The sequence below is a fragment of the Bradyrhizobium embrapense genome (assembly GCF_001189235.2).
Classification (GTDB): Bacteria; Pseudomonadota; Alphaproteobacteria; order Rhizobiales; family Xanthobacteraceae; genus Bradyrhizobium; species Bradyrhizobium embrapense.
In genome coordinates this window covers 313619-324892 of record NZ_LFIP02000007.1, presented here as the reverse complement: position 1 = coordinate 324892, position 11274 = coordinate 313619, and the positions used below count along the sequence as shown (strand labels likewise).

General features: G+C 59.5%; 10 protein-coding genes and 3 pseudogenes. 4 read left to right on the top strand and 9 right to left on the bottom strand.

All coding sequences use genetic code 11. The features are described 5' to 3' along the window. Positions 1-1068: pseudogene (gene tnpC / locus AKN83_RS28605) on the top strand (IS66 family transposase); the annotation flags it as partial. Between the two features lie 19 nt (positions 1069-1087). Here tnpC and AKN83_RS41445 read toward each other — a convergent pair. The 3 genes from AKN83_RS41445 to AKN83_RS42280 form a co-directional block, all read right to left on the bottom strand. Continuing rightward, entirely contained in the window at positions 1088-1252 is a 165-nt protein-coding gene (locus tag AKN83_RS41445; protein WP_244522143.1) for a hypothetical protein, read from the bottom strand. Positions 1253-1328: 76 nt separating this feature from the next. Beyond that, positions 1329-3143 carry a recombinase family protein gene (locus AKN83_RS28600; protein WP_244522140.1) on the bottom strand — a complete coding sequence of 605 codons (1815 nt, stop codon included), beginning with the start codon at positions 3141-3143 and terminating at the stop codon, positions 1329-1331. Then, positions 3140-3583: a DUF5372 family protein gene (locus AKN83_RS42280; protein ID WP_283807414.1), complete on the bottom strand. Its 444-nt coding sequence runs from the start codon at positions 3581-3583 to the stop codon at positions 3140-3142. The genes AKN83_RS28600 and AKN83_RS42280 overlap by 4 nt, the downstream gene beginning before the upstream one ends. A 35-nt stretch (positions 3584-3618) precedes the next feature. Here AKN83_RS42280 and AKN83_RS28595 point away from each other — a divergent pair. Further along, a pseudogene (locus AKN83_RS28595) lies at positions 3619-3789 on the top strand (transposase domain-containing protein); the annotation flags it as partial. An 83-nt stretch (positions 3790-3872) separates the two neighbouring features. On the opposite strand, the pseudogene AKN83_RS38845 reads toward AKN83_RS28595, so the two are convergent. After that, positions 3873-4213: pseudogene (locus tag AKN83_RS38845) on the bottom strand (IS66 family transposase zinc-finger binding domain-containing protein); the annotation flags it as partial. A 587-nt stretch (positions 4214-4800) separates the two neighbouring features. On the opposite strand from AKN83_RS38845, the gene AKN83_RS28590 reads away from it, so the two are divergent. Continuing rightward, positions 4801-5262, top strand: coding sequence for an SET domain-containing protein-lysine N-methyltransferase (locus AKN83_RS28590; protein ID WP_050399918.1), 462 nt, complete (start codon positions 4801-4803; stop codon positions 5260-5262). Between the two features lie 878 nt (positions 5263-6140). Here the strand turns inward: AKN83_RS28590 and AKN83_RS28585 are convergent. After that, positions 6141-7163, bottom strand: a complete 1023-nt coding sequence (locus AKN83_RS28585; protein ID WP_157113615.1) for a radical SAM protein — start codon at positions 7161-7163, stop codon at positions 6141-6143. A gap of 445 nt (positions 7164-7608) precedes the next feature. Then, entirely contained in the window at positions 7609-8265 is a 657-nt protein-coding gene (locus AKN83_RS28580; RefSeq protein WP_050399916.1) for a transposase, read from the bottom strand. Positions 8266-8355: 90 nt separating this feature from the next. Between AKN83_RS28580 and AKN83_RS28575 the strand changes: the two genes are divergently transcribed. Further along, positions 8356-9564, top strand: coding sequence for an IS3 family transposase (locus tag AKN83_RS28575; RefSeq protein WP_083992296.1), 1209 nt, complete (start codon positions 8356-8358; stop codon positions 9562-9564). 121 nt (positions 9565-9685) lie between these two features. Here AKN83_RS28575 and AKN83_RS40045 read toward each other — a convergent pair whose 3' ends face one another. From AKN83_RS40045 to AKN83_RS41815, 3 genes are all read right to left on the bottom strand, one after another. After that, on the bottom strand, positions 9686-10057 hold the full coding sequence (locus AKN83_RS40045) for a hypothetical protein (RefSeq protein WP_157113614.1): 372 nt from the start codon (positions 10055-10057) through the stop codon (positions 9686-9688). Between the two features lie 102 nt (positions 10058-10159). Next, positions 10160-10534, bottom strand: coding sequence for an IS21 family transposase (locus AKN83_RS28570; RefSeq protein WP_050399915.1), 375 nt, complete (start codon positions 10532-10534; stop codon positions 10160-10162). A gap of 205 nt (positions 10535-10739) precedes the next feature. Beyond that, positions 10740-10871 (bottom strand): hypothetical protein, encoded by a 132-nt coding sequence (locus tag AKN83_RS41815; RefSeq protein WP_283807413.1) that lies wholly within the window; start codon positions 10869-10871, stop codon positions 10740-10742. Between the last annotated feature and the right edge of the window lie 403 nt (positions 10872-11274).

The following is an 11274-nucleotide window of genomic DNA, read 5'->3' as shown; positions in this document are numbered from 1 at the left end:
CGGATCGAGGTCATTGTCGATATCGATGACAAGACCTGTCCCTGCTGCCGAGGCGAGTTACACCGGATCGGCGAGGACCGAAGCGAGCGGCTGGACCTGGTCCAGGCGCAGTTCCGGATCCTTGTTACCCGGCGTCCCAAATACGCCTGCCGTGCTTGCGAGGACGGCGTCATACAGGCGCCGGCCTCGGCCCAGCTGATCGAGGGCGGATTGCCGACCGAGGCCACCGTCGCCCAGGTGCTGGTCTCCAAATACGATGATCACCTGCTGCTCTACCGGCAGGCGCAGATTTACGCATGCCAGGGCATTGAGCTCGATCGTTCGACGTTGGCGGACTGGGTGGGACAGGCAGCCTTCCACCTGCGTCCGTTGCATGAGCGCCTACTTGGCAAGCTCAGGCAACGGCCAAAGCTGTTCGCCGACGAGACGACGATGCCGGTGCTCGATCCGGGCCGCGGGCGCACCAAGACCGGTCAGCTTTGGGCCTATGCGGCAGACGACCGGCCATGGGGCGGTGTCGCTCCGCCAGGCGTCGTCTATGTCTATGCCCCCGATCGCAAGGCGGATCGACCGATCGTCCATCTCGGAGGCTTCAAGGGAATCCTGCAGGTCGATGGTTATGCCGGCTATGGTAAGCTCGCCGAGCGTGGCGATATTCAGCTTGCGTTCTGCTGCTCGCATATGCGGCGTAACTTCTACGAACTTGCCACACCCGGTCCCGCGCCCATTGCAAGCGAGGCGCTCAAGCAGATCGCCGAGTTCTATGCCATCGAAAAGGACATGCGTGGCCGCAGCGCCGAGGAGCGCCGTCTCGTTCGGCAACAGAAAAGCCGCCCGCTGGCCGAAGCCTTCGGGCGATGGCTCCGCGCAAAGCTCGCGCTGATCAGCCAAAAGGGCAAGTTGGCCGACGCCATCCGCTATGCGCTCTCCCGCTGGGAAGGCCTGACGCGGTTCATCGATGATGGCCGTATCGAGCTCGACAATAACGCCGTCGAGCGCTCGATCCGTCCGATCACGCTAAATCGGAAAAATGCGCTGTTCGCAGGCTCCGACGTTGGCGCGACATACTGCTCATCTGGTAATGCCCTTACAAAGGAAGGAGATTTTGCTGCGGATCTCGAGATATCGGGCGACGTGATCGTCTGGCACCGGCTTCGCGACACACAGCTTCCCGCTGCAGGTCGGCGAGCTGGATAATCCAGGGCGCCCCGCCGCACAGTTGCCGGGCCGGAAGGGGGCCACTGCGGACCATCCGAAAGGCTGTCGTGCGACTTACCTTCAGAAGGTCGGCGGCTTCATCCAACGTCACTTCGGCGCGCTCGGCTCGTTCACCTTCGCGGTAGACAGGAATGCCGTTGGTGTTCCGGAGACTGCAGACGCTGGATCGTGTCCAACTCGCCAGACCGATTGAGGATCGCAGCGATTGCCGTGTCCGATAATTGCCTCGCCAATGCTCGAACAAGATCGAGGACATCGGGTTCTACCGTCCAGCGGGTCTGTCCGATCTTGTTCTTTTTGACCGTCAACTGGGTATGATCGCCGCCTTGCCAGTGGATGATGAGCGCCAATGTGTCGCCCACGACATCGACGATGATCTCTTTGACAAGCTGCCTGATGATCTTCTTGCGTGTCTCGATGGATGCCCCAGGACTGTTCCACGCCTTGGTCAAATCCTTGCCGAGAGTCATTAGCCTCGCGCGATCCGCGGCGGAAAGCGCCGGAGCATGCTGCGTCTGTTTGAGGGTCTCAAGCTGGGCCTCCAGGTCGCGCAGTTGAACCAGCCTCTCGTTCCAGCGCCGCTCCAACTCACTGGCAACCAGCCGATTATCAGGATCGACGGCGTCGTACTGCCGCCGTGCTCGGACGGCTTCGTATTGAGCATGCTGGATTGCGTGCCCAATGTGCCGGCGCTTGTCGCAATGATGCACGCTCTGGGCTTCCATCGCGGCCAGCGCCGCTTCAATCCCAAGGGGCTGCAGTCGATCCAGCACCTCCTGGGCGATGACGCGATCGACCCGCATGCCGCCGAAGCCGATACAGTTGTCGGCCGCTTTGGTGCCGAACGCTCCGCGACAGGCATATCGCTGTGTGTTACCGCCTTTGCCAGTGTAGTGGATGTGCAGGCGTCGGCCACAGCGCGCGCAACGGAACAATCCCGGCAGCAAGGCTTCGCCGCGTCTTATAGAGCCGCGCCCCATATAGCTCTTCCCATTGGCGTTGTCGGCGATCAGGTGCTGATTCCTCTCGAACTCAGTCCAGGCAATGTAGCCCTCATGATGGTCGTGGATCAAAACCTCCCAATCCTTCCAATTGCGCCGGAGCGTGTCGCGCATGATCCGCTTGCGACCATCCTTGATCGTCACACGTGTCCCCCGTCGACCGTAGGCGTAAGAGCCGGCGTAAACCGGATTCGTCAGCATGTGGTATAGCGTGTGATAAACGGGTGCCTTCCATTCGACCGGGCGTTTGCCACGACCTTGCACGATCGCTGGAACGAGAACGTTCTCCTGCCTGAGCCAAAGCAGCACCTGCCGGATTGACTGGAGCTCAGCGAATTTGCGGCAGACGAACAAGATGCCGTCCTGGACGCGCCGATCAGGATCCTTCTCGATACGGCTGTCATCCGTCTTCACGTAGCCGACGGCGACGGTCAAATGGAGTTCGCCTCGTCGCGCCTTTTGGCGCATGGCCTCAAGGGACCGTTGCCGGAAGATCGACAACTCCATCTCACTCATGGTGCCCTTCATACCAAGCAATAGCCGGTCATTGGGTGAGCGTGGATCATAGATGGCTTCCTCATCGACAATCAGTGTGCCGACCAGGCCGCAGAACTCCAGCAAAGTGTGCCAATCCCGGCCGTTCCGGGCAAGGCGTGATGCCTCGAGCGATACCACGGCGCCAACCCGCTCTTCGCAAATTGCGGCCAGCAGCTTCTCGAAGCCCGGTCGGACCGTTCCGCCACCGGATCGGCCGAGATCATCATCGACAAGCTGGACGTCCTCCCAGCCGAGCTGCCGCGCGCGTTCGACCAAGCCATACTGGCGTCGCTGGCTCTCAAGATTGTTGACGACCTGATACACTGTCGATTGGCGGACATACACGAAAGCGGCGCGAGCCAGGTGTGCAGGCGTGACCTTACTCATTGCTTGCTTCCTTTTTGCCGCTGGCCTGAGGTTCGTTGGCCGGCTTCGTCGCCGCTTCCGTCAGCAATGCTCGCAGAAGCGCCAGCGCCCTTTGGCGTTCGGCGCCTCTCATGTCGCTGGGCTGGGTTAGGGGAAGGAACAGATCCATTTGCGTACGACACTGCCTTCTCATCGCCGAATCCTCCGGGGCTTACTTCCTCCGGACGACAGGCTACGGTCTGATCAATCAGACTACGAAGTTCGAGAAGTTGGCTGACGGGAAGGCGCGGAACCGTTACAATCTCCGTCGAACATGCCGCCGGATCAAACATCCAGCCCGGCACCTGGAAGGAGCCGCCCTGCGGTTGCCGAATCAAGAAATAATGAACACCGTCGTGCTCATGATCGCCGGTCACCACGACCGTTCGGCCAGTCAGCGGGTGGTATGGATAGGCGATCACTGCTTCGAATGTCAGAAACCCGGCATTATGGCCCCGGCTCGGACGGCGGCGGACAAACCTGGGCGACTATCGCAACACTGCTGCAGACGGCGAAGATGAACAACGTCGATCCGTTCGCCTGGCTCGCCGTAACGCTTCAGCGTATCGCCAACGGTTGGCCGAGCAGCAAACTCGACGCGCTTATGCCATGGAACCACGCCGCCTGACGGCCTCAGCTTGCTGCTTACGCTGCTTCCTTGGGCCTATCGCGCGCAATCCCTCAAAGCCGTGGCCTGAGAACGACGCTTACGTTTAAAGGCTGATGTTGGCCGAACTTCTCGAACATGATCATAGCCAACAGGCTCGGGTCGGCCCATCCCCGTGCGACGGCATGGAATGGCGCCGGGGCCTGGCTGATCTTCTCGCAGTCGCGGCAGGAGAACATCTCCGGACCGTCTCGACCACCTTCCACTGGCGCGGTACCACTTCCAGCGTCCGGGTCACGTCCTCGCCGAGCTTGCGCAGACGGTTGCTGCCGTAGCATTCGCAAGCCGTGGGCCCGTCGATCACCACCCGCTCCCGGGGAAGGTGCTCGGGGAAGGTCTGGCGTTCAGCGCGCTTGCGGGTAAAGCCCCGCACCGTCGTCGTCCTTCTCGTCGTAACTCCATCGCCGCCGACGCTCGGCGCTCAACACATTGACCTGCATTCCCGACGTGACCTTAAAGCTAGACTTAAGGCCAAATCCTCAAACCTCCTCCCAAACTACGCAAGGCTGCCTTCGCCGGAGAGATACTCAGCTTGCGGGCGTCGGAAATCTCCATACCGCCATGGGCGACCGCCAATCGTAGAACGTCGCATCGCTAATGCGTGCTTGCGGCAAGTCCGTCTCCTCGCTGGAGAACAGGACCCTAGCTTAAAATCGGGGCGTTTCAAGGGAGCAGGTCATATCCCCTACTACTAACTACCTTCTCAGGTAGGTGTCGGGAGCTTGGGGGTAATCTATTCTCACTCTTGAAGTGAGTTAATGAACGGAGAGCTGTCAGCGAGAATGTTAGGTACTCAAGTTTTCTAGCGTTAAAGAATCGCCTATCATGAGTGCAGCGCATCGGGCGCCACAGTCCAAAGGTATCACATACAGAAACGCACCACAGCGACTAGTTAAAGGTCTGGGCTAGCTAATAGTGAAGCACCGACCGCCCACAAAAAGGCTAGCGGTGTAGCGGCAATTGGTGAACACAATGAAGGAACGGTTCATGCTCAGCGCCGAAAAGGACCACTCGGAGGGCAACAAGGTCTTTGATCGCAGCAACGCCTTGTATGTTAAAATCATACCACAAAAAGGTCGCGGGGTATTTGCAAGTGTTCGGTTCAAGGTTGGAGATGTAGTTGATCGCGCTCCCACGTGGGGTTTTGATGATGCTGCAGCCAAGCTGCTGGATTGTACGGAGATGTTGGAATACTACTTCGTGCGGGAGGATCGGCGTCTCCGAGAGGATCCTCTGGCGGGCTACGTTGTTTTTGGTTTGAGCTCGTTAATGAACCATTCTTCAAACCCAAATGCAAAAAGACTGTGGACCGATGAACAGTCCGGCACGTGGGTTAGCATCATAGCAACAAAGGACATAGAAGTCGATGAGGAGATAACTCATCGCTATGTCAATATTTCAGCTTATCCTCATAGTATCAGATTTATCGACTAAGATGAAAGGAATGAGACCAGGCTGAAATAAGCTTGTGCCTGCGCACCGTCCTTTCACTTTTTGCACCAGGCGCCAAACCCCTAGGGGCGCGGGTTGATCGGTGAGAGCGGGTGTCCAGCCGGCCCGTAAGTGTAATGTGATGTCCGGTACGTACTTGGCGCGAATGACTGCGGATGGGCGACGGTCGCGATCCACGATCGCTCCGCACCTTAGCTTCGCGAGTTAGACGAACTGTTCGATAGCGGATGATTGAGCTTGCAGTCACCTCGATCATCCTTCAGCGTCCGGCAATAGACCAACTTGCAGCGTAACACGGCAACGCGTGCGCGCCGCGTGCCGAACACCTCTGCCCAGATGGGTCTACTTGCTAAGCGCGAAGTACGGGTCGACCTTTGCTTTGTCGGTACCTCACCAGTTTGGGCGGCGGCAGGACGTCGGACGCTAACGAGGCGGGGTCGTCGGGGTCTGACTTTGGGCCGGACACGATCTGGCACAAGGAGGAAGCAGGAGGCCGGTCGACAATCAGTGATGGAACACCCAAGCGATGGCAGTCGTTGGAGATGGCGACGATACCTTTGGTGCGAAATATTGCACTTTGTTTATGCGTTCAGGGCGGCGCCGTTACAACGCAGTTTGCTAACTCGCCGCTTACCTCGGCATCTTCGATTAGAGGAATATAGCTCGGCATCGGGACATAACCGGACGAGCACGAGGTCTTCTTTCATGTCTTCTGATATGCTCTCGCATCTAGCACGATCAGAACTCCGGATACGATCAGGGCTGACCCGGGTCGACCCGGCGGCTTTAAAGAGGGCGAGACGTTGCCCCAACCATCGAGAATCACAGAAATTGAGACGATTTCGATCATGCATTGGGGATCATGCGCAGGCAAGCGCACGGTTCTGGACATCCTTCAAAAGAGCTACCAGCGTCGGGCATTGGGCGCAGTCGCTGTTCCGCCGGTACTTCTTAAGAGCCGGCGCGGTTCGCCAAGCCACCTCTAGGTCAAATCCAGGCGATCGGACGTTACCGACGAGGAATTCGTGGCGGTCGAGAGCCTCGATCACGCTGGGGCAGGGATAAAGGTCGCCGTTAGTAGAGAGGTAGACCGAGGCGACACCACAGTCGCATCTACCATACCTAACGTTCGGCCGCTGCTGCGCGGCGTCAACGAAAACCGGCGGCAGCAGTTCGAGACGTGTTGGGCTCTGCGCAGCCATTGCGATCAGAGCTTCCTGCAGCTCTTTAATCTCCTCCGCTGAACCCAAAAGCGCAACCTCGTTGTGGAGGGCGGCACCTGAGGCGAACATCGGCTTGATTCTGAATGAATTAACACCGATCGATGACAGCAACCGATAGGCGCTCAGCGCCTCGCCGATGTTGTGCCGATAGGCAGCCATCTTAGCTTGCACCAAGGCGCCGCAATTGACTCCCTCGACCATCTGACGGAGCGAAGACTTGTAAACGCCCGCCTTCCGGCGAAGCCGGTCCACAGTCTCCCTCTTTGCACCATCAAAACTGAATTGGAAAGTTAGCTTCTCGCGATCGTCAAAGAGCGAGACCACATCACGAATCGGAACTTGACCGCCCCCTACCGTGTTCAGCTGGACCTCAAGGCCTCGCTTGTTCGCATGGAACATCACGGCTGCGCAGCGCGGAAACACGATTTTGAGAAGAGGCTCGCCACCCGTTAAAGACACCTTTCTGAGGAAATGCCTGTCGATTAAGAAATCTATGAAATTTGTTATCTCCCAGACAGATAGCTGAAATGGCGCCAAGCGTCCTTTGTATTGACCTCGATACTTTGCAGACGCACTGCAGTGCTCACAATGAAGGTTACAGTGAAAAGATGCGCAAATTCTCACGTGCTCGATAATGAGAGGCGCGGTTTCGAGTGGCATGACGAATTCCTTTTTTTCTCGCGCGGGGTGAAGCACGATTTATGCCGGTTCGATCCGGCCGGAATGCCTATAGTTTTTCGAGCGAAATGTCGCACACTCGTAGCCATTAGGGAGTTTGCTTACATACACAAGCACGCTCCGCTCGACGCGTCGCCTTTATAGCGCCGCGCAGCAGACAACCGCGAATTGCGTACGCAATTCTCCCTTCATGTACGCGTTATCGAACGGGATTGCAGGTTCGGATCGTCACCAGCAACTGATCGTTGACGGCAGCTATAATGCATGCACTGCGTTGGGCAGTGGCTAACGTAGAGCGCCGCAAACAGAGTTGTGGTGCCGGGGATCGCAAAGTGAGCGCCCCCTAATGGCAGCTTCAGATCGGCTTTCCGCTCCAGCGCCTCGATTGACAGCCTCTTCCACGCCAACACCAGCGCCGTAGCAATCATCAAATCATGATGGTGCTTTCGAGCCAGAGCGTTCCGCGCTGGACAACAGTGTTGGCATAGATCAGCGGGTTTCGCGCGCAGGCGATGAGGGCTGCATTGTGGGCCGTTCCGGCGGCCGTCAGGGGGAGCGCGATGAGCGCTTTGTCCAGCGGAACGCCACCGGGAGAGCGGAACAGCGAGCGGCGAAGTCTGGCTCGGCCTCCGGGAATGCGACGTTGGCCCTTGTACTGGCCGTTGTCCTTGTCTAACGGCGCAAGACCTGCAAGCGCTGCGGCCTCCTCACGGCTGATCTGGCCAAGCGCGGCATGCAGATCAACAGCCCGAACGCCAGTGCGCTCGCCGATGCCAGGAATGCTGAGCACCAAATCAAGGCGGGCAGCGAGATCGGGGTGAGCCCGCATTTGCCTGGCAAGGTGAGGGAACTGGGCAAGCCGCCATGCCTTCAGCCCGGCACTGTCACCAAGCACCAGACGTTGCAAGGCCGGTTGATCGATGTGTTCGAGCCTGGTCTTGCAGCGTTTGATGTCGTCTTCATGCTCGACGAAGGTGAGTTGTTCTGCCAGTTCCGCGAGGCGCGGATCGGACGCTTCCCTGACTTGGTCTATCGCTGCTGCCAGGTGCGACCGACACGAATCCAGCACATCGTTCTTTGGCACGCCGCAGATGCAACCGGCTGAACTGCACCCCGTTTTGACCGGACACCGGCGTTAGCCGGAGGAGCTAGGCCTAGTCCTAGGCATACGCCTATGTCCGACACGTTTTCGAAGGTGGAAGTGATCACCGGCGTTGCCCGCCGGCGGCGGTTTACGACGGAGCAGAAGCTCTTGGTCGTCAACGAGACGCTGCAACCGGGCATGTCGATCAGCTATGTTGCTCGTCGCCATGGGCTCTCCCCGAGCCTGGTCTTCCGATGGAGACGGCTGATGAGTGAAGGGGGCAAGGAAGCGGTGCGGGCCGACGAGGATGTGGTCGCCGCGTCCGAGGTCCGGCGGCTGGAGGAACGGGTTCGAGACCTCGAACGCCTGCTGGGCCGCAAGACCATGGAGGTCGAGATCCTCAAGGAGGCTCTTGACCTTGCACGGGTAAAAAAACCGACCTTGCTGTCGCGATCGCCGGTGAAACGGATCGCTGAGACCCTCGGGGTCGCCCGTTCCAACCTGGTTGAGCGAGCGGGTGACAAGCGTCCTAAGCGTGGTCCCCAGACCCGCGCCGGGGATACGGAGCTCACGTCTGACATCCGGCGCCTGGTGGATAGCCGCCCGAGCTATGGATACCGGCGGATCGCCGCGCTCCTCAAGCGCGAGCGGCGATCCGCCGGCCACGATCCTGTCAATGCCAAGCGCGTCTACCGGCTGATGAAGAAGAGCGGCCTGTTGCTGGCCCGGCATACGGGGCGCCGCATCCCACGAGCCCATGACGGAACGATCATGACGAGCCGCTCCAATGAACGCTGGTGTTCGGACGCGCTTGAGTTCACCTGCTGGAATGGCGAGATCGTGCGGGTTGCCTTTGCCCTGGACAGCCATGACCGCGAGATCATCGGCTGGGTGGCCACAACGGCTGGGATCTCCGGCGAGATGATCCGGGACATGATGGTACACTGTGTCGAGCAGCGGTTCGCCGACATACGGGCTCCACGCAAAGTGCAATGGCTCACCGACAATGGATCGATCTTCGCCGCCTATCGCACCCTTGAGATTGCCGCGGCCCTGAACCTCGAGCCCTGCTTCACGCCGGTCGAAAGCCCCGAGAGCAACGGCATGGCCGAGGCGTTCGTGAAGACCTTCAAGCGTGACTATGTTCGTGTGAACCCGGTCCCTGATGCGAGCACCGCGCTGCAGCGGATCGACCAATGGATGGAGGATTACAACTCAGAACACCCGCACTCCCGGCTGGGCTACCGCTCTCCCCGGGAGTACATTGCATCACTCAAACTAGCCGAGTGTCCGGTCTAACGGGGGCAACTCCACCGGCCGAATGCTTGACCTGGATCGGTTATAGCACCAATTTTCTTTTCGCCAGCCGTGCAAGCGATCGATGGTGGGGCCGCTATGGCCAGGAGCGCGTCGACGCCGCCTACGCGGTCGCCTTCAGCTCAACGCCCGTTAGTGCAAATCGGTCGCCGCCATCCTCAAGAACGGCACTGACGGGAACGCTCCGCCCGCCGAGGAGGCGCCCATCCTGTTCCACACCAACATCCGTGGCCGCAGTTACTACAGGAGAGATCAGCATGCGATGCGAACGCGGCATATGCTCGGAAATCGTGGTCGAGCGATGCGGCAGCGTGCTGCGCAGATGCGACGCCACCCGCTTGCCGCGCAGGGTATCTCGACAGTTTTCTGGGTCATCCGGGCCAAAACCTCTTGATGCAGGAGGTTGTGAGAGAATGCTGTAGTAGTGCTTAGCATCTCGCCGTGATAAGCGACGTTGACCCCGCAGTGCTTCCACTCGGCATACTCGTACGGTTCATCCGGCACGGGGGTGAAGGCCGCATGATCGAGCTCCTCAAACAGATCGCGCCCGCTTCGCCCCCGGATCCGGAGCGGTCGATCATTCAGCTCGAAGGAGCGCGTAAATCGCTTCGTTAAGGGCAGTGAGCGAGAAGAAGCGGCGGTCGCGCAGGAAGGCCAGAATCCATCGTCCGACGATCTGGACCCCGACTTCGACCTTGGCTTTGTCGCGCGGACGATACGGTCGCTCCGGGATGATGCCGGTGCGGTGATGGCGGGCGAGATCGGCATAGGTCTGGTTGACCATCAGCTCGTGAAAGCAGGCCAGGGTGATGGCAGCCTTCAGATTCTCGCTCACCATCCGCCGCGTCGTGCCGCCGAAACAGGCAAAGGCCCGAACGTGCGAGGCGATCCAGTCCGGCAGGCCCTGGGTGATGCTGGCTTCGGCGTTGGTGTATTTTGAGGCGCGGAGCACGGCGACGAAGATCTACGTGTTACGCACCTCGCGGCCGAGCCCGTCAACCACCTCCATGGTGTGACCGGAATAGTCGACGAACAGCTTCTCGCCGGCGACATGGACCCGGCGCAGGGTCGATTTGAGGCGGCCGGCCCGCTCCTTGCAGCGTTCGCAGAACCACGCATAGCTTAAGCTGTCGAAAGTTTGCGTCGCAATACTCCTCCTACAACAGCATCAACGCGACGTTCGGGCACCGCAGCTCGCGATGCGGCCGCTCGTCGCTGGGCAGATCGGAAGGCGGCGGAAACAGGCGGTTCTCGAGCCGGACGTCTTCATCCAACTCCGGCGGCGACATGCAGATCAGGCCGTCGCGGCGAGTTCAATTGAGGTACTTGCAGGCCGTCCCCTGGGTCAGACCCAGGTTGCGGGCAACGGCGGCGCGTTGCGACATGCCGACACTGTAGTGCAAGCGTTGAACTTCACGAATGTTGCGCATGGTACTGCTACGGGGCAGCCACAAACTACGCAGGATGGGTGCGATTCGATCGCCGTGGCCTGTTGCGGGCTAACCGCGACAGGCGATTCCCCTCGGGCTGCTCCGACCATAACCGGCTGCCCTATTACAAGGATGGTTGATAAGGTCCGACTATTTCTGACGCTTAGCGGCGGAGGCAGGGTCGTTGTCCTGCGACCAGACTTTGTGCGCTGCGAGGTCGATCTTCTCGCATCCGGAATCAGCGGACACCGTCCAGGTCGCA

Coding starts and splice junctions, on each gene's coding strand:
- AKN83_RS28590 (WP_050399918.1), top strand. CDS start 4,801: ATGAAGGAACGGTTCATGCTCAGCGCCGAAAAGGACCACTCGGAGGGC.
- AKN83_RS28585 (WP_157113615.1), bottom strand. CDS start 7,163: ATGCCACTCGAAACCGCGCCTCTCATTATCGAGCACGTGAGAATTTGC.
- AKN83_RS28575 (WP_083992296.1), top strand. CDS start 8,356: ATGTCCGACACGTTTTCGAAGGTGGAAGTGATCACCGGCGTTGCCCGC.
- AKN83_RS41445 (WP_244522143.1), bottom strand. CDS start 1,252: ATGGTCCGCAGTGGCCCCCTTCCGGCCCGGCAACTGTGCGGCGGGGCG.
- AKN83_RS41815 (WP_283807413.1), bottom strand. CDS start 10,871: ATGTCGCCGCCGGAGTTGGATGAAGACGTCCGGCTCGAGAACCGCCTG.
- AKN83_RS28600 (WP_244522140.1), bottom strand. CDS start 3,143: ATGAGTAAGGTCACGCCTGCACACCTGGCTCGCGCCGCTTTCGTGTAT.